This is a genomic window from Stenotrophomonas sp. STEN147, from assembly GCF_056757995.1.
On the sequence record NZ_JBRRCG010000001.1, the window covers coordinates 390,571 to 413,566 of the forward strand.

A 22,996-nucleotide genomic window follows, 5' to 3' on the forward strand; every position below is an offset into this window, starting at 1 on the left:
CGGCCTTCCCGCTCGCACCGATACGCCCCCGGCCCAGGGTCGGCGTCAGCGCGGGCACGCTTGCTCGAAAAATTCTGACCCCGACTCGTGACCCGGACTCCCAGGGTCACGGAGCAAGATTGCACTAACAGATACGGATCGCGATCACCCCAGCAGCGCCGCCAGCTATGTGGTGCCAATAGCGGGAAGATCGAGCAGGCGCTCTCGACGACGGCCGAGCCAACGGCATCGGTAGGATGTACGAGCGCCGTCTGGGCAAGCACGAACGGCGACAGCCGAGGTCAGTCGGCAGCACACAGCACAGCCAGCGGCCCGCCGCAGCCAGCGTCCGGATTCGATCTTCAAATCCCCTGAAGCGGATCAACACAACGCCTGCAGTTCCCCCGAACCTGCACATCCTTCCAATCCCTGAAAGAGCCTTGAAGCAAGGCTGGGTATTCATAACACAGAACCGGGGCCTGGATGACGGGACTGCAGCATTGACGCCAGAGGCACCAGCCCGCGCGGCAGCCACCGAGCGCCCGGAAGCCTCGGGAGGGGCCGGATCAATCAACAGCAGGAGGCGCTCCCGGGCTGCCAACCAATCCGCATTCCGCCGGGCACTGCCCGACGCTACCAGAGCAGGAAAAAAGCCCCGACCCGGTCCGGGGCACTTCATGCAACGGGTGCCGGAAACAGGAGTCGAAGCTGCGACCTACGCATTACGATCGACCTCTCCCAACCAGTCAATTGCGCCGTGCAACCATGTCGACCAAGCGCCATGGTCATGGGCGGAACTTCGTGACCTTATTGCGAAGGCAGTCAGTTAATCCGTCGATGGCCATACGGACACAGGACTGGTCCACCATGAAGCTGAAACTGGCTGTCACCACCAGACCGGAGAAGTAGCTAAAAGTAAACACAGCTTTATTCGTGGATCGAACAAAGCGCGGATCATCTCCCAAGCCGACCTCAAGCACCTGCCCACCTCCATCCGCAGGCTGGAGCGCGCGCGAGAATGATCCACCGTCATCCAGCCAGTCTACAAAAGACTGCCTAAGCCCTTCCAATGCGTCTCGCGCCACGACGACTTGCGGAAGCACAACGCGAAAATCCTCAGTTGCCTCCCGCCCCCCCTCTGGCGCTCGATTCCAGTACTCGCCGACCAGCGTGAAGCGACAGACCATTTCGCGATCTGTGCTCTCCACAACTTCACACTCGAGATTCTCCATTCCTCGATTTGAGGGCAGCGACCATCTACGATCAGTCATCGAGACCTCCCTGTTGGATTTCCCTTGGGTCGGCGAGAATGCTCCTCGTTTCTATTGACATTTCTTTCTCCGGTATCGTGTGGAGTCCTTCCCCTGCTCGCATGCCCTCCTGGATCACTTCCGGGCCCACGGTCAGGAATCACCGAGTCGGGATCGCTACTTGAAGCGCCTTCATTTCTTCTCGTTTCAGACTGACGCCCACTTGTACTCTCAGGTGAATATGGATCACTCGGGATGAATGGCGATGGCGATCGTCCCGATTCGCCCCTGCTTCCAGGAATAGGCTGCCCATCTCGCCCCCGCCGCACTGTATCCCGACCTGCGGGACGTTCAGTGGGCCTCGAAGTTGGCCTTCCACTTGGCCCGCTCTCGCGATTCCCCCCGGATGTATCCTCACTGCGCTGGATGTTTCCACCGGGGTGGGGAACCGGGATGGGAAGGATGTAAGGGGCCGGCATCGGAATCGCCTGCCGTCCATCAGGATCAGTGAACTTGTACGGATTCCCGTTGGCATACCTGTACCGATTAAACTGCTCAACCGGTTTCTGATACGCCGTCACCGGATCCACCGACAGGAACACCCCCAACTGCGGATCCATGTACCGATGCTGCATGTAGCTCAGTCCGGTGGCCGAGTCGCTCACATGCCCGGTATACCCCGGGCCATCCGTGACCTGACCACCGACCACAGCACCGTAAGGCTCGTAGTCATAGCGCTTGATCACGTTGCCGTTGGCATCGCTCTCGGCCACGACCGAGCCCAGCGCGTCCGTGTGGATGTACGTCACCGTCGTCTGGGCAATTGCGGCTGGCGACACGCCAAGGCCAAGCAGCAGCACGCAGCACAGCCAGGCGCCGAATGCCCCCAGCTTCCGAATTCGATCTTCAATTCTCCTGAAGCGGGTCGACACACCACCTACAGTTCCCCCGAACCTGCGCATCCTTCCAATCCCTGAAAGAGCCTTGAAGCAAGGCTGGGTATTCATAGCACAGGAATGACCGGCTGCGGTTGCCACGTCAGGAACTGCGCGAGGAGCCAAGCGCTCGGGAAGCCGGAGGGACGAGTAGGCCGCGAGACTCGGAAATTGCGGCTGCCCGCCATGGGTTGGCACTGCTGGGGAACTCGCATTCCGCCGGGCATGGCCCGGCGCTACCAGACACAAAAAGCCCCGACCAGGGCCGGGGCTTTTCATCAAATATGGTGCCGGAAACAGGAGTCGAACCTACATTTCATCTCAGTCCCGGGTCTGTCGGTCCAGCGATATCTCCGGTTCCGACCATCCTGTCCAGACTCTCCTCAAATACCTCACCATCTTCAATGTAGAGCTGGACTTCGTGGTCAGATGATAGCCGGATGTCCAGTACCCATACTTGCGGCGCGCCAGCAAGCGCATCGCACAGATCACCCGTCGACACCTCTAACGGCCTGTTCACCATCCGCTCTCGAAGATCACCCAAGGCCGCTTTTGACTCCGCTCCCGAAGGGACATCCAAATGCGATAGCAGCCAAATATCATTCGTGCTGAAGTTCTCTCTTAACGCCTCAACTACCCTGTCTCCCGTGATTGGGAAGCCCCAAGCGTTTACGGTCATGACTATCCGCCTCCGTTAAGCGGCCGCGCGGGTCCGCGTGAAGGAGTGCCCCCGGTAGCACTCGGCTCGTAAGGATGTTCGTGCGGGTTCGTATGACTGCCCGGCCGGCCGTGGTCAGTAAAATCAATTGTCTTTACCGGCCTCCCGTGACCATCGAATTCTCTCGCCTGGTCGTACTTTCCATTTCTACCATCTCGCTGCCCCAGTTGCGTATGCGGGCCAGCCGCATCCGGTTCTGGTGCAGGCTCACCATTGGGCTTCGTGGGTAGTGGTCGGTCGGGGAAACGATTGGGTATTGGCTGCCCGTCTCGCCCCCGCCGAACCGTATCCCGACCTGCGGGACGTTCAGTGGGCCTCGAAGTTGGCCTTCCACTTGGCCCGCTCTCGCGATTCCCCCCGGATGTATCCTCACTGCGCTGGATGTTTCCACCGGGGTTGGGAACCGGGATAGGGAGGATGTAAGGGGCCGGCATCGGGATCGCCTGCCGTCCATCAGGATCAGTGAACTTGTACGGATTCCCATTGGCATAGCGATACCGATTGAACTGCCCAACCGGCTGCTCATACGCCGTCACCGGATCCACCGACAGGAACACCCCCAACTGCGGATCCATGTACCGCTGCTGCATGTAGCTCAGCCCGGTGGCCGAGTCGCTCACATGCCCCGTATACCCTGGTCCGTCCGTGACCTGACCACCGACTACGGCTCCGTAGGGCTCGTAGTCATAGCGCTTGATCACGTTGCCGTTGGCATCGCTCTCAGCCACAACCGAGCCAAGCGCGTCCGTGTGGATGTAGGTGACCGTCGTCTGTGCGACTACCGCTGGCGACACGCCAAGGCCGATCAGCAGCACGCAGCACAGCCAGGCGCCCAATGCCCCCAGCTTCCGAATTCGATCTTCAATTCTCCTGAAGCGGGTCGACACACCGCCTGCAGTTCCCCCGAACCTGCGCATCCTTCCAATCCCTGAAAGAGCCTTGAAGCAAGGCTGGGTATTCATAGCACAGGAATTGCCGGCTGCGGTTGCTAGGTCGGCAATTGTGCGAGGAGCCAAGCGCCTGGGAAGCCGGAGGGGCGAGTGGGCCGCGAGACTTGGAAATTGCGGCTGCCCGCCATGGGCTGGCACTGCTGGGGAACTCGCATTCCGCCGGGAATGGCCCGGCGCTACCAGACACAAAAAGCCCCGACCAAGGCCGGGGCTTTTCATCAAACATGGTGCCGGAAACAGGAGTCGAACCTGCGACCTACGCATTGTCGGGCGGCAGACATGACTGAGACGATTGGGCATACCCAGTGAAAGAGTCAGCCCACCTCTTCAATCGATACGTAGACGTAGTCATTTGCCGGAAATTGCCACGAACGGGGGGCTACATCTCCCGGCAAAGTCAAGAGCAGTGCACCCGGCACGTCCACCGCAACGACTGAGAGGATACGGTCATCAGAGAAGCGCAGGCGAATACCAGAGTCAACGATCAATCCAGCACCTTGCCAGCGAACGACTTCAACACACGTAACGTCAAGTGCTTCCGAAAGCTCTAGATTGACCCAATCACATTCCGATTCAGTCAGAGCACTCGACAAGATCTCAACATTAATGGTTCCAAATTCGTCCCATCCTTGAACAACGGTACTGGAGGATGTCACTTCAAGAGACACATTGGAATCAAAGCTAAAGACTACTTGCCAAGCTAGGTTCGCCGTCTGCGTAGAGGGAAACCTGCAAGCCAGAAGCCGACGTCCCTGGAGCAGCTGAGCCACTTCACTCGGCTTCGCACCATTCCACTGCATCGGCAAATAACGCGTGCCGTCCGGAAGTACTTCAATCGTAGTGTAGGGTTTCATGTGGCTTGTCACCATTTGCCGGGATGTCGATACTCTTGCCGCCCGAGCTGTTCGTCTGGCGACCAAAGACGCCATTCTCTCCGATCTGTGCTCCAGGAGGAGCGCTGTCCCCGCGAACCGCGGGCCTTGTTTCTCCGGCGAGAGTCTTGAGGTCTTCGTCGTAGTTCCCGGTGCCGCCGAACTCCGGCTTCAGATTGCCACTTGTATGCCGCGTGCCGTTCTTATTCGACCCTGCCAAGGGGCTGCTCTGATCACCTACCAGATCCACTGGTAATGCCGGTGGCTTCGTGCCACTGGGGGCTGCTGTGGAGCCGGACGGATCAGCCGACTCATTTCGTTGAACCGTATCGATCAGGTTTGAAAGCAACCGACTGCCGTAGGCCACCGTTAGAATGACAGGAAGAGCTAGAGCATCGGCTATGGTATTGACCTCACCAGCACACCGCTTTTCATCGCACGTGATGGCCCGTCCATCAGGATCAGTGAACTTGTACGGATTCCCGTTCGCATACCGATACCGATTGAACTGCCCAACCGGCTGCTCATACGCCGTCACCGGATCCACCGACAGGAACACACCCAACTGCGGATCCATGTACCGCTGCTGCATGTAGCTCAGCCCGATGGCCGAGTCGCTCACATGCCCGGCATACCCCGGGCCATCCGTGACCTGACCACCGACCACAGCACCGTAAGGCTCGTAGTCATAGCGTTTGATCACGTTGCCGTTGGCATCGCTCTCAGCCACGACCGAGCCCAGCGCGTCCGTGTGGATGTAGGTGACCGTCGTCTGGGCAATTGCGGCTGGCGACACGCCAAGGCCGAGCAGCAGCACGCAGCACAGCTAGGCGCCGAATGCCCCCAGCTTCCGAATTCGATCTTCAAACCCCCTGAAGCGGGTCGACACACCGCCCGCAGTTCCCCCGAACCTGCGCATCCTTCCAATCCCTGGAAGAGCCTTGAAGCAAGGCTGGGTATTCATAGCACAGGAATCACCGGCTGCGGTTGCCACGTCAGGAACTGTGCGAGGAGCCAAGCGCCTGCGAAGCCGGAGGGGCGAGTAGGCCGCGAGACTCGGAAATTGCGGCTGCCCGCCATGGGCTGGCGCTGCTGGGGAACTCGCATTCCGCCGGGCATGGCCCGGCGCTACCAGACACAAAAAAGCCCCGACCAGGGCCGGGGCTTTTTCATCAAACATGGTGCCGGAAACAGGAGTCGAACCTGCGACCTACGCATTACGAACCCAGCCAAGTGAACCTTGATAGCCCCCACGCTCCTAGCAACTGATCGTGCAAGCCCAACTCTGGCCGAGTGGACCGGCATGGACCGTTGCCACCGGTACGCTGTACGAGGCTCTCTGGGCAAGCGACCAAGGGACTGTCCCGGGGTCTACCCGGAACTGACCCGACTGACGATAAGCGCCGACTAAGCCTTGGGTTGCGGACAACTCCACCCCACCAGTCCCCGGTGCGGAAGAGGATGAGGACACTCCTTCATGGCTTCGACGTTTAGCGGGATGTGACGCTGCCTACCGGACTTGGCGTTCTCGGCTCGAATGGTCAGCATCTTGGCTTCCCAGTTGATGTCAGCCCAGGTCATCGAAAGCAACTCACCCCGCCTCATGCCCGTATTCATCGCTGTAAGCACCACCGGGGTCAGGTGATCGACGTACCCGTCCATCGGCAAATCAGGCAGAACCGCTTGCCGGTACTTGCGTCGGGCCGCATTGGCGTTCGCCCTGCCTTCGACGCCAGCCAGATCGCGCGCTGCCAGTGCAGTCCGGAGCATCGCTTCTTCATCTGGCGACAGGAAGCGTACAACCTTGCGGCTAGCTGCTGATCGCTGACGCATGCCCATGAGGGGGTTCGTCTCGATCAACTTCCACTCAACGGCCCGAGACAGGGCAGACCGCAGGCAAGCAAAATCGCGCGCTGCGGTAGCCTTGGTGACGGCGTCAGGGCCAGTGACACGCCCGCGCCACCATCGCTCCATTGTGGGCACGTCAATTTCGATTATCTGCCGGCGCAACAGCCACGGGAACACGGATCGGATGCGATCCGGGTACTGACGACCACCCTTGAGCTCAGCTATCGCCCAAGGTTCGAAGTGATCGTCGAGGAGCACTTTGAGGGTGCAACTGATGGGTTTGGTTTTCGCGAGTGCTGGCAATCCCGACTGAACGTACTCAGCGACCGCTTGCCGGGCTTGGTCGCGGGCCTGATCAAGTGACAGATGTTCGACCGACCCCAAGGTACGACGCTTACCGTGCGCCCAGGTCACGATCCAAGCCTTGTACCCTGAGGGCTGCACTCGCAAGATCAGACCTCGAACCTGGGCGTCCCTGAACTCGTAGGGGCGATCTCGGGGTTCTGCTGTGAGAACGATGCGCTTGGTGAGGGCGGATGACATCGGGGGGGTTGTCCGTAAGTGGCGATAGAGCCAACTTAGAACAGGATGCGAGGTGGTGTTTGGATGAGGATCGTCCGCAACCACGTCAAGGCGACGGCGAGAATACCTCGACCACCTCTCGGACCCCATGAACGGATAGTGCACGCAACAGTTCGCCACGGACGTCACGATCTCCGTACGCACGAAGGTAGATACTCTCAACCTGACCTTGTTCATCAAGGAGCACTGTTGCTTTCGCACACTCCCCAGAAAACTCCTGCACTCCAAGGTACGCATCCGTTTCGACCAATGCCAGTTCAGACATTAGAACATCGACAATATCTTTAGGTATTCGATCCAGAGAAGAAAACTCCCACCCAGCATCGCCAAGCACCCGGCGCGCGCCCTTCGGAATAACAAAATTTGATCGATAGCTGCCACTCATCTCAGGCCCTAGTTCCATATCGTCACCGGAATCTTCTCAATCCCCGCCTGCTTAGCCGCCTCAGTTCTATGATGTCCGTCTTGAATCTCCAAACGTCCCCTTTCATTGCGAATAGCATCTACAGGTTTCGACTGGTCGTAGCCGTTTCGCCTCATATCTGCCGCCATGCGCTTAACTTGGGAACCCGACATTTCAGACTTGGTCTGGGTCGGAATTAAGTTCTTGGGATTCGTTTGGATTGTTACGGGTTTAGCCGTAGCGACTTCCGCCGCCCTGCTTGCCTGAGCTTCTGCGGATGCCGATCTAGCTGCGCTGAGGGCTGCAATCTCCTTAGCCGCGAGCTGACTTGAGACAGTTAGCCGCTGGGACTGACCGAGCGTAACGATCCCCATCACGCCTTCAGCAATCGCAACCGCCCCACCTGCTGCTGCCAAGCCATAGTTGCCTTGCTCAGCTGATGTGACAGCTGCGTCCCAAGTAACTTGGCCAGGGATCGTATAGCGCATCCAAGCAGGGCTTTCAGCCCTCCCGTCCGGATCAAAGTATCGGTAGGGATTCCCTGCTGCATACCGATAGCGATTGAACTGGCCCACAGGCTGCTCATAAGCGGTCACTGGATCAACCGACAGGAACACCCCCAGCTGCGGATCCATGTAACGCTGCTGCATGTAGCTCAGGCCAGTGGCCGAGTCACTTACATGCCCCGTATATCCCGGCCCATCCGTGACCTGACCACCCACCACGGCCCCATAAGGCTCGTAGTCATAGCGCTTTATCACATTGCCATTGGCATCGCTCTCAGCCACAACCGAGCCCAGCGCGTCCGTGTGGATGTACGTGACCGTCGTCTGTGCGATTGCGGCTGGCGACACGCCAAGGCCAATCAGCAGCACGCAGCACAGCCAGGCGCCCAATGCCCCTAGCTTCCGAATTCGATCTTCAATCCTCCTGAAGCGGGTCGACACACCGCCTGCAGTTCCCCCGAACCTGCGCATCCTTCCAATCCCTGAAAGAGCCTTGAAGCAAGGCTGGGTATTCATAGCACAGGAATGACCGGCTGCGGTTGCCAAGTCAGGAACAGGGCGAGGAGGTAAGCGCTCGGGAAGCCGGAGGGACGAGTAGGCCGCGAGACTCGGAAATTGCGGCTGCCCGCCATGGGTTGGCACTGCCGGGAACTCGCATTCCGCCGGGCATGGCCCGGCGCTACCGGACACAAAAAAGCCCCGACCAGGGCCGGGGCTTTTCATCAAACATGGTGCCGGAAACAGGAGTCGAACCTGCGACCTACGCATTACGAATGCGCCGCTCTACCAACTGAGCTATTCCGGCCGAGCACGCGATTTTACGGGCTCCCCTGCCCGGTGGTCAATCCACCCTCGGTCAGCCTGCCTCCACCCGGTTCGCGCATGCCCGCCCGGCTGCGAAATCCGCCAGGTTGCCCAGCGTGATCGCCGAGATCTCCTGCAGGGCCTCCACGGTGAAGAAGCCCTGATGGCCGGTCACCAGTACGTTGGGGAAGGTCATCAGGCGCTGGAACGCTTCATCGTCGATGATTTCCCCGGAGAGATCCTGGAAGAACAGCGCGCTTTCCTGCTCGTAGACGTCGATGGCCAGGTGGCCCAGCCGGCGTGATTTCAGCGCGCGGATGACCGCATGGGTGTCGACCAGACCGCCACGCGAGGTGTTGACCAGCATGGCACCCGCCTTCATCTGCGCCAGCGACGCATCGTTGATCAGGTGATGGGTATCCGCCGTCAATGGGCAGTGCAGCGACACGATGTCGGCGCGGGACAACAGCTCGGCCAGAGCCACGTTCTCTCCCAACGCGGCGAAGGATGCCGATGGATAGGGATCATGGCCCAGCACCGTGCAGCCCAGGCCCTTGAAGATGCGCGCCGTCGCCACACCGATCTTGCCGGTGCCGACGATGCCGACGGTGCGGCCATGCAGGGTGTGCCCAAGCAGGCCATCGAGCATGAAGTTGCCTTCGCGCACGCGGTTGTAGGCGCGATGTGTCTGCCGGTTGAGGGTCATCACCAGGGCCAGGGCATGCTCGGCGACGGCCTCAGGTGAGTAGGCCGGCACGCGCGCGACGAACAGGCCCAGCGACGTCGCAGCGGCGAGATCGACGTTGTTGAAGCCGGCGCACCGCAGCAGCACGGCACGTACGCCCTGCGCGTGCAGGGCCTGCAGCACAGGGGCATCAAGACGATCATTGACGAACACGCAGACGGCGTCGCAGCCCTGTGCCAGCGTGGCGGTATGCAGGTCGAGCGAGGCATCGAAGTAGACGAACGCGAAATCCTGTTCTGCGGCGCCGCGCTGATTGGCCTCGTCAAGAAAGCGACGATCATAGGGCCGGGCGCTGAAGACTGCGATCTGCATGGAGGGGCCTGGGTGGAATTCCATGCCGAACCATACCGCAGCAGCGTGCGTCCTGGGATGGCACCGGCGATGCGGGCATCGCCGGTGCCGCCGGCCACTCAGAACCGGTAACCCAGCCCCAGCTGCACGCCATTCTGCAGCTGGCCGTCGCGGCGCTCGCCCACGTAGTCGACCATCACCGACAGCCGCTCGCTGGCCCGGCTGGTCACACCCAGGTTCCAGCTCAGCACCTGCTCGCCCACCGTCTGGCTGTTGCTGCCGAACACCAGATCCGGCGCCGCCGCAAAGCCGGTGCTGTAGCGGGCCTGCGTATCCCCCAGCTCCTTCTGCCACACCACCCGCGCCCGCGGGGTGATGCGCTCGCCGTTGTTGCCCTCGAAGGTCTTGAACAGCTGCAGGCCCGCACCGACCCGGATGCTCTCCAGGCTGCCGCCACGCCCGGCCAGCGCCGCCACACCCTGCCCTTCGTTGAACCGCGTCGCGGAGGTGCGCGCGTAGTCCACCACCGGCAGCAGCGGCTGGATCACCACGCCCTTGCCGCTGGTGAAGGAGAACGCATGTTCCACCCGCGCGGAGATCGCATCGTTGCTGTACTTCGCACGCAGCGGGTCCTGCAGGCCCTCGATGCCGGCGATGCTGCGCCGGGTGTCGTGGCGCAGGTCGGTGTAGCGCACCGCCGCGGACAGATAACCGCGCGCGTAGATCGCGTCCAGGTAACCGCCCACATCCAGCGCACGCACGTCGCCGGTGAAGCGGGAGGCGCCACGGGCCTTGGTCGACATGTCCGCGGCCGCCACGCTCACGCCCAGGCCGACACGGTCATCGGCCAGGCGCGCATCGGCACCGACCACGATGCCGCCCACGGTATGGCTCATCCCGGCCACGCCGGCATCGGCATCGATGCGGCCATGGCTGGCGAAGCCACGTGCCCACAGACCGTGGCCACGCTGGCCATCACCGCTGGCCCCCGCACCTGCTGCCGTCGGCTCGACCAGATGCATTGCCAGCTGGTTGAACAGGGTGCCATGGCGCATGCCCGGCTGTGCCGACATCGACTGCGCGACCTGCGCGGCCAGGCCATCGGCATCGCCACCGGCACTGCGCATCGCCGCCTGATGCTGCTGGACCACGTTGCCGATGCTGCCCAGCAGGGCGTTGTCAGCCAGGCGCAGGGTGGCATGCGCATCGCCACGCAGCGCACCGGCCTGCTGCGCGACCACGTCGCGGTCGGCAAACTGCAATGCGCCCAGCAGCGGCTTCAGGCCACTGTCCTGGCGATCGGATGCAGCTCCCAGCACACGCCCCAGGTCATCACCGGACGGGCCGTTGGCGAACAGCTCCCACTGGTCGAAGCCCGGGTTGGCGGTCAGCCACAGACCGTCGGCCGTCTGCCTGACATTGAAACTCAACAGCGAGTTGTGGCGCGGACGGAACACCTCACCGCCGCTGATGCTGGCGCTGTAGCCAGTGTCGCCCAGCCGCACGACCTCCTGGAAGCCATCCTGGTAGATCGGGCCTTCAATCAGATCGCGACGGAAGTCCTTGCTGTAATAGCCCTGCGCCACGTTCAGTTCAAGGAAGGCGCCCTTGGAGATCACCAGCGCGCCATCGAGCACTTTGTTGGTGGACGGGTCGAAGAAATTACCCACGCGCACGCGACCACCGGCACTGCCGCCGCTCTCGGTCACGTCGAACAGCACTTTGCCGCCGGGCATGATGTTGACGTAGCCATGGGTGACCAGATCACCTCCGCGCGGCATCAGCGTGCCGAACACGCGCAGGCGGTTGAAGCCATCCTCGCGCCAGGACGGGCCGGTGCCACCCAGCAATGCAGTGCTGTCCATCGCCGTGCCCGCCACGTCGCCGTGGCCGACCAGCATGCCCGCACCGAGCACACGCACTTCCGGGGCACGCAGGGCGCCACCTTCCAGGGCGATGGTGCCATTGTCGACCAGCATGAAGTCCGCACCGGTGGTTGCGGACGAGCGCCAGACAGCGCCATTGGCAATCCGGATCACGCCCATCGAATCGTCCAGCGTGGACGCGTCCAGATCGCCCAGCCGAAGCTTGGACAGCAGCAGGGCCTGCACGCCGGGATCGCTCAGATAATCCTGCACCGAACCAGCGCCGATGCCCTGCGGACCCGTGCTGGAAAGGTTGTAGATGGTCAGTGCGTAGGAAAAGTACGCCGACGGCCGATCGGTGCTCCAGCGCGCGAAATCATCATCGACGAAGGTCTGCAGTTGGCGTCCCGACCGCAGGTAGCCCGGATTGATGTCACCGGTGACGTCCGCAGTGACATTCAACGTATCGCCCGGATCACGATAGCCGGTTGCGGTGATGATCCGGTTGCTGTGAATGTCCTGCCCAGGGAACGACTCCAGCGCGCTGCCGCTGCCATCCGGATCGAACGTGACCGACGTACCGGGGGTGCGCGCAGGATCGCGGAACACCAGCAGGCCGTTGGGCTTGACCACTTCGTACATCGCCTTGTGCAGCAGCCCAGCATCCATGCCGCCGCCATAGTTGCCGGTGTAGATCTGGGTCATGCGCGGCGACGGCTCGTAGATCACATTGCTGCCGTTGTTGGCCGCATGGATCTCCACCGAATCGACAATCGGCAGATCGCCGGCAAGATAGCGCTCCACGCCCCCGGACTGCATGATCGAGCAGGACGAGATGCAGTGGCCCGATACGATGGTGTTCAGGCCGGACGTGCGGATCACCCCCTGCAGCCACTCGCCGGCGATCAGCGCGCCACCGTTGGAGGTACGCAGCACCACCTCCCGGATCGGCCGCCCCTCGGCCTGCGCCTTGGCCAGCAGCGCCGGCAGCGAAACGACGTCGGCGAAGGTGACGCCACCGCTGAGGAAGATGCGGTCTCCCTGCACGTGATAGTTCATTGCCATGGCGTCATCAGCCTTGACCATGACGCCAACACCAATCAGGCCGGCCAGGGCCAGACTCAACTTGGACTGCTTCATACCGTTCTCTCTCCCCCGCAACACGCGGACGGGAAGCTAAACGTCAGAGCGGGAGGCCCTCCCCCGCTGCATGCCATGGAAAAAAATGAACGGATTCAGATCAAGTTGGCAGTCAAAACTGTGGCTGAGTTAGCGCTCTTGAACGCTTTTACAGGAGAAATACAGCCTCCGGCAAAGTTAAAAACGCAGAAAGGGCGGTAACACCCCCAGTTGCCATCCGGGTGAAAGGTGAACGAATTCATGATCGACACGTGCAGGCTGGCGGCTCTTCCCCATCCGGTCATCGTCGCGTAAAACTCGGTGACGCCCCCCCCCATCGTTGCCCGAGGCCAGCCCTGTCCGCTTCGTCCCCCCTGATCCATCGCGCACCGGATCCGCCTGGGCCTCCGGACGCCTTCATCACGTTCGTAAGGGAAGAGCGCGCGCCGTTGTGCACTTTCCTGCGTACCCGTGGGGTGGGCCCGGAGGATGCGGAGGACATCGCCCAGGACTGCATGGAACGGTTGATCCGCTATCGCGCGCACGGCACCGAGGAGCTGCGCCTGCTGCTGTATCGTATCGCCCGCAACCGCCTGGCAGACCGCGGCCGCTCGCCGCAGGCGAGACCGCATCTGTCGCTGGCCGAGCGCGATGGCAGCGACGAGCCCTCCAGCACGTCAGCCGACCCTCTGCGCCAGGCCGAATCCGGGCAGATGCTCGCCCTGCTCCGGCAGGCCCTGTTCAAACTGCCGGAGCGCGCGCGCGAGGTGTACCTGCTCAACCGGATCACCGGGATGAGCTACACGCAGATCGCGCAGCACTGTGGCATCACCGCCAAGACCGTGGAAAAACACATCGCCCGTGCACTGCAGGGCCTGCGCCAGGAGCTGGGGCCACACCCGCTGCACAACGACAGGGACAACGAATGATCAGCACCCGGCACACGGAAGAGGCGGGAGTGTTCGAGCGCGCCAGCGCCTGGGTGGCGCGCCTGGAGGCACACGACTGCACGCCCGAGGAACGCGAGCGCTTCGAAGACTGGCTGGCGGAGGACACCCGCCACGTCAAGGCGTGGGTACAGGCCGAAACGCTCTATCAGCAGAGTGCGGGCCTGGCCCAGGATCCCTGGCTGCGCACGGCGGCGGCGCGCGCCGCGCGTCCAGCCCGGCGCCGCTGGCTGCCCGGCGTCGCTGCTGCGGCGGCGCTCTGTCTGGCCATCGGCATGGGCTGGATGGTCGCCACCGATGGCAATCCCACGCCCCGCATCTATGCCAACGACAGCCTTGCTCCCCGCCAACAGACGCTGGCCGATGGCAGCTCCGCCATCCTGGACGCAGGGACCACGTTGACCGTGCGCATGGGCTGGCGCCATCGGGAACTGGTCCTCGAGCAGGGTCGGCTGCAACTGCAGGTGGCACCGTCGCGCAAGGCCCTGCGCGTGCAGGCAGGCAACAGTTCGATCCGCGATATCGGAACCACCTTCCAGGTGGAGCGCCTGCGCGACGGCCATGTCGAGGTCGCCCTGCTGGAAGGCGCAGTGGAGGTCACCAGCGGCAGCGCGCAGCACACGCTGGCCCCGGGCCAGCAGCTGCAGGTACTGCCCTCCGGGCGGATCCAGCCGGGCCCTGCGCTCGCCTCGACCGAAGCGGCTGAGGCGTGGCTGCAGGGACGGCTGGTGTTCGATGCCACTCCCCTGGCGACCGTGGTCGAACGCATGAACCGCTACGGCCGCACGCAGATGGTGATCGCCGATCCGGAGATCGCCAATCTCGCGGTCAGCGGCACCTTCCGTGCAGGCGACGCAGAGGAACTGCTGTCTGCACTGGAGCTGGGATGGTCGGTTGCCGGCCAGGCGCGCCCGGATGGCGCGCTGGAACTGCGGCGTACCTACTGAGGAGAAAGGCGGTGATGGCAGGACCGGGCGCGCTGCAGTGGGGGCTGCTCCGGGGGCTGCTGTGGGTCATGTTCGGCGCTGCCAGCGCCGCGCCGGCCCACGCCGGCCAGCAACCCGCCAATGTCGACTACCACATCGCACCCGGCCCGCTGGCACCGGCACTGCAGCAATGGGCACGCCAGAGCGGCATCGCCCTGGTATTCGACGCCCGCGAGCTGACGGGCCTGCACACCCCCGGCGCCGACGGCCGACAGGCACCGGCGATCGCTCTCAAGCAGCTGGTCTCCGGGATGCCGGTGAACATCCTGCGCACACCCTCGGGGGCGTTCGTCATCCGCCGCGTCGCTGCTTCTGCCGCGCCCCCTGCACGTGCCCCGACCGTGACGTCGCCCAAGCCGCCGCCGCCCGTCGCACTGGCCCCCGCGCAGGTGGAACTGGCACCGGTACACGTCACCGGCAGCCGCCTGCCGCGCACCTCCGTGCAGACGACGCTGCCGATGACGATCATCGATCGCGAAGACATCCTGCGCAGTGGTTACGGCAGCCTGTTCGACCTGTTGCGACACCTTCCCGGCATGAACGGCCACCCGGCGATGACCACCTCGCGCGGCGGCGATTCGCAGTATCTGCCGGTGGGCGCTGCAGCCACCACCAGCCTGGATGGCATGGGGCCGCGTGCGACCCTGTTCCTGGTCAACGGCCGGCGGCTGCCACGCTATCCGATGGTGTCGCTGGAACAGGGAGGTCTCACCGATCTGGGCGGCATTCCCCTGAGTTTCATCGAACGCATCGAGCTGGTGCGCGGAGGCGCGTCGGCCATCTATGGTGCCGACGCGATGTCCGGCGTGGTCAACATCATCCTGCGCGAACAGGCCGAAGGGCCGGAGGCGACGGTGCAATCGGGCATCAGCAGCCGCGGCGACGCGCAGCAGAATCGCGTGCAGATCGCCAACGGCGGCGTACGCGAAGGTGGGGACCGCTGGTTCGCCGGCCTGGACCTGCATCGCATCGAGCACGTGGCCGGCGATCGCCGCGCGTGGCATGCGGAGACGTCGCTGTATCCGATCGGCGCGTTCTACGACGGCGCGTACATCCCCGCAGATCTCTGCGAAGGTCCCTTGATACAGCGTGAGGATGGCTGCTGGTTCGACAGCGCGCGGCCGCGCTCGCTGCAGCCCGCGTCGGATACTGCCTCGGCCTACCTGCGTTACCGGCACGAGCGTGGCGAAGGACGCTACGCCTATCTGGAAGCACGTGGCAGTCACAATCGGCAGCGTTTCGATCTGGGGCCGACCGCCGTTGCCATCGGCCTGTACGGCATCACGTTCAACAGCGTGCTGCGCGAGGCCGGAAGCGTGCGCCCGCACGTGCGCGCCAGCGATGCCGACATCACCCTGGGTATCGGTCGCGAGCAGCAGTCACGCAGCTGGGAGGCGGGCATCAGCGCGCAACGCAGCCAGGTCACCCTGGTCACGCCGGGCACCGTGCGCACCGAACCGCTGCTGCACGCCGCCGAGTCACTGGACTACCTTCCCGGCTTCACCTCGCTGCGTGCGGACAAAGTGCAACAGCTGTTCCCCTCGATCCGCAATCGTGGACGCACTGACCAGTGGCAGGGCTGGTGGGGCATGCAGCGGCAGCTGATGCAGTTGCCCGGAGGGCCGGCCCAGCTGGCTACCGGCGTCGATCTGCGCTACGAAGCATGGGCCTCGTTACCCGATCCGTTGTTGATCCAGGGCGATCTGGCACTGGGCCTGCCCCAGCAGCAGCGACGCCTGTCACGTCGCAGCGGAGCCACCTATGCCGAAGTCGGCCTGCCACTCAGCCGCTCGCTGCGCATGGACGTGGCCGCACGCTGGGACCGCGATGGCGATTACCTGGCGTTCTCACCACGCGCGGGACTGCGCTGGAGTCCAACGCCCCACTGGTCGTTCCTGCTGACCAGCGGACAAGGCTACCGTGCGCCCAGCCTGTTCGAGCAACGACGCCCCCCTGGCTACTTCGGCCTGGTCGCGCTGCCGGCCTCGCCGGGCCTGCCGCCCTGCGCACAGCCCGCGATCGACGGCAGCTGCCTGGTCAACGTGGAGGTCGCCGAGAACGACGCGCTGAAGGCAGAGCGTTCACGCAGCCATTCGCTGGCAGCCACGTGGACGCCCAACGACGTGTTCTCGCTGTCACTGACCCACAACATCGTCGAGCTGCGCAACGAGATCCTTGCCCTGCGGCCCACCGACGCGGCATGGAACCGCAGCACGTGGGAACGGGATGACGAAGGGCGGCTGAGCAGTCTTCGCCTGTCCTTCGACAACATCGGCCGCACGACGTCGCGCAATTGGGTGATGCGCGGCGAATACCGCGTCGACACTGATGACACCGGCCAGTGGCTTTTCTCACTGGACGCGCTGAAACAGCAGGCGCTGCGCCGCGAACGAGGGCAGGATGGCAGCGTGGATCTCCGCGGCCATGCCACGCCGGCAATGGCCGCGATCCTCACCGTGCAATGGCAGAACACGGCATGGGACGTAGCATTGCGCGGCAACCAGGTGGGACGCACGCGCGCCTGGCTGCCCGGTGCGGAATGCCCCGATGACCAGCGCGAGATGAACCATTGCATGAATCCACGGCAGCTGCGCTGGAACCTGCACATGGCGCGCAGGTTGGGGCCGCGGGTGATCGCCGCGCTGGACGTGCACAACGTGCTTGACCGGCAGCCGGTGAACTATCTGGTCGGCAACGGCGGACAGTTGCCGGGTTTGGATGATCCGCTGGGCCGCTATTTCCTGCTGACCCTGCAGTTCCGTTGAGGCCGCTGGCATCCACACGCGGGTGACACGGGCGGCACGCTAGGGTGGGGCCACGCCCACCGTGAGGTACGTCATGCGTCCTTCGATCCGCCCGGTCGTCTGCGTACTGGCCCTGTTGCTCAGTGCCGGCGCGGCATGCGCCGACTCGCCCGCTTCGACCCCTGCGCCACCGGACCAGGCCTGGCAGCCGCTTTTCCAGCAGGTCCAGCGCGCGCATCTGTTCCCCGACCAGAAGACCTTTGCCGATGCTGTGCCGCGGCAGTCGCCGGCTGCACTGCTGGCTGACTGGCAGCGCGCGCAGCGACAACCCGGCTACACGCTGCGGGCCTTCGTCGACAGGGCCTTCGACCTGCCCGGCGGGCCTGCGCCCTACGTCTCACCTGCCGGCCAGAGCCTGCGCGCGCATATCGAAGGCCTGTGGCCCGTGCTGACCCGGCAGTCCACGGCGGTCGATCCCCATGGCTCGCTGCTGCCGTTGCCGCACGCGTATGTGGTGCCCGGCGGGCGCTTCCGCGAAGTGTATTACTGGGACAGCTACTTCACGATGCTGGGACTGGCTTCCAGTGGCCGCTGGCCCCAGGTCCGCGCGATGGTCGACAACTTCGCGTGGCAGCTCGACCAGTATGGGCACATTCCCAACGGCAACCGCAGTTACTACCTGAGCCGCTCGCAGCCGCCGTACTTCAGCCTGATGGTGACCCTGCTGGCCGCGCACGAAGGCGATCAGGCGTACCGCCGCTATCTGACACAGCTGCGCACCGAGCACGACTTCTGGATGCGGGGCGCCGACGGCCTTGCGCCCGGCCAGGCACGCGAGCGCGTGGTGCGCATGTCCAATGGCGACCTGCTCAACCGCTACTGGGATGCGCGCGCGGTGCCGCGTAGCGAATCGTGGACGGACGATCTGGCGACGGCGGCACAGGCACCGCAGCGGCCACCCTCACAGGTGTACCGCGACCTTCGCGCCGGCGCCGAATCCGGCTGGGATTTCAGCTCGCGATGGATGGACGACCCCAGTGCACTGTCCAGCATCCAGACCACGTCGATCGTTCCAGTCGACCTGAACAGTCTGCTGTACCACCTCGAGCAGACCCTCGCCCGGGCCAGCCGCGTGGCCGGCGACCGCGCCTCGGCCCGCGACTACTCGGCCCGGGCCGAGGCCCGACGCAGTGCCATCAATCGCCTGCTGTGGGATGCGGCGCAGGGCTGGTATGCCGATCACGATCTGCGCAGCGGACAGCTGCGCCCTGCCCTGACCGCTGCCGCGCTGTATCCGTTGTGGTTGAAGATCGCCACCGATGAGCAGGCGCGACGCAGCGCCGACGCAGCCGAAGCACAATTGATGCGTGAGGGCGGCCTGCTGACCACCACCCTCGTCAGCGGCCAGCAGTGGGACGCGCCGAACGGGTGGGCACCGCTGCAGTGGGTGGCCGTCGATGGCCTGCAGCACTACGGTCAGGAGCGCCTGGCGCGGCAGCTGGGAGTGCGCTTCCTGCGCACCGTGCAGTCCGTCTACGATCGGCAAGGCAAGCTGGTGGAGAAGTACGTGGTCGATGGCTCCGCGGGCGGAGGGGGTGGCGGCGAGTATCCGCTGCAGGATGGCTTCGGCTGGAGCAACGGGGTGACACTGGCACTGCTGGATCGCCTGTGCCCGCGGCAGCGGACCTGCGAGAACGCGGGCGACGTCGAGTAGCTAGCGCACCGATCGTGCGATCGCGTACTGCGCCGCGTAGTAGGTGGACAGCACCAGCAGGCTTGCCAGCGGCACGCCACCGGCGAAGCGGTCCCAGGCCAGCAGTGAATCGCTGGCGACGAACAACAGGGCGCCGGTTGCCGCCCAGCGCGCACTGCCCGCTTCGACAGCGTCCGGTCGCGGGCGGGTCCACTGCCGCGCCAGCGCCAGGATCGCCATGCACGCCAGTACCACCACATAGGCCAGCACAGGGATGCGCATCGGCGCCGGCAGATGCGGCCATAGACCGGACACGTTGAGCGCGGCGAACACACCCAGAAGTCCCCCTGCGGCGACCAGGCCGCGACCCGCGCGCAGACCATCGCGGAAGGCGACGATGTAGCAGAGGTGGGCCAGCAGGAACGCCAGCAGGCCGGGGACGAAGGCATCCATCGGCAGCATCAGCGCGATGTCGCCTGCGCACGAGAGCAGCATGCCCGCCAGCACCGCGCGACGGTACGACGGCGATCCAGCAGGACGCGTCTGCCATACCATCGCCGCGATCAGCAGGGTCGCTGCGGGCTTTGCCAGCCAGTGCAGCCAGCGGCCTTCGCCGGGCAGGAATGCACCGACGATGGCCAGCACCGCCAGCAGCAGGACCGCACCACCGCCCAGGCGTGGTCTCATCGCGGCTTCCACAGCTCGGCCAACTGATCCGGGCGGCCGGGAATGCGCTCCAGCACCGGATACTGCAGGCCACCGTGATAGTCGATCCGGATTGGCGCGATGCGGTCGAACTGCTTCACCAGCAGCACGATCGGCGCCTTGTCCTTGGCCGCAGCGGCAACCGCGTCCTTCAACCGCTCGCTGCTGTACTCGCGGTCACCGATGGCGATCACCTTCATGCCCGGCGCCAGGCCTGCATTGAAGGCGGGACTGTCCCAGATCACGTCGCCGACCACACCGCTGTCCATCACCGTCGCGCCGAGCGAGTACGCCAGCAGCGCCGCCTTGGTGCGCTTTTCCTGTGCCTTGTAGGCATCGTTCGGCGCGTCGCGGTAGACCAGCTTCCAGCCGGCCAGTTCCAGACCGCCGGTCAGCGATCCATGGCCATCCAGGCGCTGCCGCAGGAAGCCGGCCCAGTCGTACGGAGCAATGGCGTTCAAGGTCGCCACCACGTCGTCGAACGTATACGGATTGACGTCCCAGTCACCGTTGCCTACGCCAAAGAAGGCACGGGCAAAATCATCCAGGCTGCGCCGGTTTCCGGTCAGTGCGCGCAGCCTGCCCTCCACTTCCAGCCACAGCATCTGGCCACCGGAGTAGTAGTCCTCGCTCATCTGGTAATTGCGATACGGCAGTGTGCGCCGCTGGGCGATGGTCGGGTCGTTGGTGGTGTCCTGCAGTGGCCGCCAGGCCAGTCCCGGGCGACCGCGATCATAGGTCGCCGCAACATTGGCCAGCATGTCGCGCGCCTGATCGGTGGACCACAGCCCCGAGCGGGCGGCCAGCACCTGGCCCCAGAACTGGGTCTGGCCTTCGTACACCCACAGCAGGCTGTCACCCATCGGAACGTTGAAGTTGTCGGTTGCCAGGTCCGCGCCACGGCGATACTTGCCGTTCCAGGAATGCGTGTACTCGTGCGGCAGCAGGTCACGCATCCAAGCCGAGTCATCCCACTCGGTGAAGTAGCCCGGCGCAGCGCTGTTCTCACTGGAGCGATGATGCTCCAGCCCGATGCCGCCCAGTCGGTCGGTCAATGCCAGCAGAAACTCGTAATGGTCGTAGTGGCGCGCGCCGTACAAGCGGTCAGCCTGCTGCACCAGGGCGCGGTGCGCCTTGATCTGTGCCTCGGTCGGCTTCAGCGACTTCGCTTCATCGGCGAACACGTTCAGGTGCACCGGCGCCTTGGCGCCCGGGTCCAGATCGATGCGCTGGTAATGCTCACCGGCGAACAGCGGCGAATCGACCAGATGGTCGAAAGTGATCGGCTTGAACACCACCGTGTCACCGTCGCGCCGGACTGTTTCGAGCGCGGTGGCATAGCTCCAGCCCTTCGGCAGGGTCACGCTGGCCTGGGCCTGCAGATGGCGTGCATCGACCCCGGCCGGATACAGCGCGTTGGCGTTCCACTGCAGGTTGAGCATTTCCGGCGTCATCACCACGCGGCCCTGGTTGCCGCCCTGCGAAGACAGGAAATCGAAGTGCGCCACGATCTCGCTGACGCCCTCCGGCACATCGACCTTGAACGCATAGACGTTGTACTGGTCGCGCTGCCAGGCCAGCGGCCTGCCATTGGCCGTGACGCGCAGGCCGGCGAGCTTGTCGATCGGGCCGGTGGGCGAATGGTTGCCGGGAATCCACTGCGGGTACAGCAGGGTCATCGGGCCGGGTTTTGCCGGCACGATGGCGGTCACCTTGAAGATGCGCCGGGCCAGATCGCGCGCGTCCACGTCGATGCGCAGCAGGCCGTGCGCAGCGGCATCGGCCGGCGGCGGGCTCTGCGCCAGCGCGGGTGTAGCCGCCAGCGCGAACAGCACGGACATCACCAGGGCACGGGTCTTCATCGGGCGGCTTCCAACAGCGGAGAATCCTCCGATGCTAGGCCTGCGGGATGCGCGGCCCCATGGCCAAAGGTCATGGGCGGGCTGCCCATCCGCGCATGCCCAAGAGCGTGCGAACCAAGGTTCGCACCCACCTTGTGCTGGTTTGCACCCAGAGCGGTTTTTGCACCCACCAGAGCGGTTTCAGTAGATCCACGCCGTGCGTGGACGAGGCCTTTCCCGGTCAGTCGATCAGGCGCAGGCGCAGTTCCTTCGGCAGCGCGAACACCATCGATTCCGGCTCGCCATCAAGCTCGGACACACTGCCGGCGCCCAGTTCGGCCAGGCGCGCAAGCACGCCATCGACCAGCACCTGCGGTGCCGACGCGCCGGCGGTGACGCCGATGTGCTGCTTGCCCTGCACCCAGGCCGGGTTGATCTCATGGGCGCCGTCGATCAGGTAGCTCTCGACGCCTTCGCGCCGTGCCAGCTCGCTCAGCCGGTTGGAATTGGAGCTGTTCGGGGACCCGACCACCAGCACCAGGTCGCAGCGCTTGGCCAGGTCACGTACCGCGTCCTGCCGGTTCTGGGTTGCGTAGCAGATATCGTCGTTCTTCGGCCCCTGCATGGCCGGGAAGCGCTCGCGCAGCGCGTCGATGATGCCGCGCGTATCGTCCACGGACAGCGTGGTCTGGGTGGTGTAGGCGAAGTTCTCGGGCTGGTTGATCTGCAGCGTGGCGACCTGCTCCACATCCTCCACCAGGTAGATCTGGCCGGTACCGGCTTCCTGGTTCCACTGCCCCATCGTGCCTTCCACTTCCGGATGGCCCGCGTGGCCGATCAGCACCACGTCGCGGCCCGCACGGCAATGGCGCGCCACTTCGAAGTGGACCTTGGTCACCAGCGGACAGGTGGCATCGAATACCTTCAGGCCACGACGCTCCGCTTCCAGGCGCACTGCCTGGGATACCCCGTGGGCACTGAAGATGACGGTGTTGTTGTCCGGCACCTCGTCCAGTTCCTCGACGAAGATCGCACCGCGCTGCTTCAGATCATCGACCACGAAGCGGTTGTGCACCACCTCATGACGGACGTAGATGGGCGCGCCGAGCGTTTCGATCGCGCGCTTCACGATCTCGATCGCACGATCGACACCGGCACAGAAACCACGCGGGTTAGCGAGCAGCACATCCATCAGTTCAATCTCCCGGCAGCG

The 22,996-nt window shown here is 64.2% G+C and carries 17 protein-coding genes and 1 tRNA gene; 4 read left to right on the top strand and 14 right to left on the bottom strand.

Annotation, left to right across the window (positions count from 1 at the left end; genetic code table 11):
* Window positions 1-764: 764 nt before the first annotated feature.
* The 11 genes from ACVOKU_RS01785 to ACVOKU_RS01835 form a co-directional block, all read right to left on the bottom strand.
* Window positions 765-1,250 (bottom strand): hypothetical protein, encoded by a 486-nt coding sequence (locus ACVOKU_RS01785; RefSeq protein WP_481558893.1) that lies wholly within the window; start codon window positions 1,248-1,250, stop codon window positions 765-767.
* Window positions 1,247-2,443, bottom strand: coding sequence for an RHS repeat domain-containing protein (locus tag ACVOKU_RS01790; protein WP_481558894.1), 1,197 nt, complete (start codon window positions 2,441-2,443; stop codon window positions 1,247-1,249). The genes ACVOKU_RS01785 and ACVOKU_RS01790 overlap by 4 nt, the downstream gene beginning before the upstream one ends.
* 402 nt (window positions 2,444-2,845) lie before the next feature.
* Window positions 2,846-4,132: an RHS repeat domain-containing protein gene (locus ACVOKU_RS01795; RefSeq protein WP_481558895.1), complete on the bottom strand. Its 1,287-nt coding sequence runs from the start codon at window positions 4,130-4,132 to the stop codon at window positions 2,846-2,848.
* Window positions 4,133-4,146: 14 nt separating this feature from the next.
* Window positions 4,147-4,686 (bottom strand): hypothetical protein, encoded by a 540-nt coding sequence (locus ACVOKU_RS01800; RefSeq protein WP_146256254.1) that lies wholly within the window; start codon window positions 4,684-4,686, stop codon window positions 4,147-4,149.
* Entirely contained in the window at window positions 4,664-5,521 is an 858-nt protein-coding gene (locus tag ACVOKU_RS01805) for an RHS repeat-associated core domain-containing protein (protein ID WP_481558896.1), read from the bottom strand. Before ACVOKU_RS01805 ends, ACVOKU_RS01800 begins: the two co-directional genes overlap by 23 nt.
* Before the next feature lie 590 nt (window positions 5,522-6,111).
* Entirely contained in the window at window positions 6,112-7,095 is a 984-nt protein-coding gene (locus ACVOKU_RS01810; RefSeq protein ID WP_481558897.1) for a tyrosine-type recombinase/integrase, read from the bottom strand.
* An 85-nt stretch (window positions 7,096-7,180) separates the two neighbouring features.
* The gene (locus ACVOKU_RS01815; protein WP_481558898.1) at window positions 7,181-7,519 is read right to left on the bottom strand and encodes a hypothetical protein; all 339 of its coding nucleotides are present in this window, start codon (window positions 7,517-7,519) and stop codon (window positions 7,181-7,183) included.
* A gap of 8 nt (window positions 7,520-7,527) precedes the next feature.
* On the bottom strand, window positions 7,528-8,484 hold the full coding sequence (locus ACVOKU_RS01820) for an RHS repeat-associated core domain-containing protein (protein WP_481558899.1): 957 nt from the start codon (window positions 8,482-8,484) through the stop codon (window positions 7,528-7,530).
* A 288-nt stretch (window positions 8,485-8,772) separates the two neighbouring features.
* Window positions 8,773-8,848: transfer RNA gene (locus tag ACVOKU_RS01825), tRNA-Thr, on the bottom strand.
* A gap of 51 nt (window positions 8,849-8,899) precedes the next feature.
* Entirely contained in the window at window positions 8,900-9,904 is a 1,005-nt protein-coding gene (locus ACVOKU_RS01830) for a 2-hydroxyacid dehydrogenase (protein WP_481525905.1), read from the bottom strand.
* Between the two features lie 98 nt (window positions 9,905-10,002).
* Entirely contained in the window at window positions 10,003-12,888 is a 2,886-nt protein-coding gene (locus tag ACVOKU_RS01835) for an autotransporter domain-containing protein (protein ID WP_481558900.1), read from the bottom strand.
* A 428-nt stretch (window positions 12,889-13,316) separates the two neighbouring features.
* Between ACVOKU_RS01835 and ACVOKU_RS01840 the strand changes: the two genes are divergently transcribed.
* From ACVOKU_RS01840 to treA, 4 genes are all read left to right on the top strand, one after another.
* Window positions 13,317-13,796 (top strand): RNA polymerase sigma factor, encoded by a 480-nt coding sequence (locus tag ACVOKU_RS01840; protein WP_229765781.1) that lies wholly within the window; start codon window positions 13,317-13,319, stop codon window positions 13,794-13,796.
* Window positions 13,793-14,761, top strand: coding sequence for a FecR family protein (locus ACVOKU_RS01845; protein WP_279942326.1), 969 nt, complete (start codon window positions 13,793-13,795; stop codon window positions 14,759-14,761). The genes ACVOKU_RS01840 and ACVOKU_RS01845 overlap by 4 nt, the downstream gene beginning before the upstream one ends.
* A gap of 14 nt (window positions 14,762-14,775) precedes the next feature.
* Window positions 14,776-17,565, top strand: coding sequence for a TonB-dependent receptor plug domain-containing protein (locus ACVOKU_RS01850; RefSeq protein ID WP_481558901.1), 2,790 nt, complete (start codon window positions 14,776-14,778; stop codon window positions 17,563-17,565).
* Window positions 17,566-17,638: 73 nt separating this feature from the next.
* Window positions 17,639-19,258 (top strand): alpha,alpha-trehalase TreA, encoded by a 1,620-nt coding sequence (gene treA / locus ACVOKU_RS01855; RefSeq protein WP_481558902.1) that lies wholly within the window; start codon window positions 17,639-17,641, stop codon window positions 19,256-19,258.
* Here treA and ACVOKU_RS01860 read toward each other — a convergent pair whose 3' ends face one another.
* The 3 genes from ACVOKU_RS01860 to ispH all read right to left on the bottom strand — a co-directional run bounded on the left by ACVOKU_RS01860 (window position 19,259) and on the right by ispH (window position 22,975).
* Window positions 19,259-19,924 (bottom strand): lysoplasmalogenase, encoded by a 666-nt coding sequence (locus ACVOKU_RS01860; protein WP_481558903.1) that lies wholly within the window; start codon window positions 19,922-19,924, stop codon window positions 19,259-19,261.
* Window positions 19,921-21,804: a M61 family metallopeptidase gene (locus ACVOKU_RS01865; protein ID WP_481558904.1), complete on the bottom strand. Its 1,884-nt coding sequence runs from the start codon at window positions 21,802-21,804 to the stop codon at window positions 19,921-19,923. Before ACVOKU_RS01865 ends, ACVOKU_RS01860 begins: the two co-directional genes overlap by 4 nt.
* Before the next feature lie 220 nt (window positions 21,805-22,024).
* Window positions 22,025-22,975, bottom strand: coding sequence for a 4-hydroxy-3-methylbut-2-enyl diphosphate reductase (ispH, locus tag ACVOKU_RS01870; RefSeq protein ID WP_053516117.1), 951 nt, complete (start codon window positions 22,973-22,975; stop codon window positions 22,025-22,027).
* Window positions 22,976-22,996 lie beyond the last annotated feature (21 nt).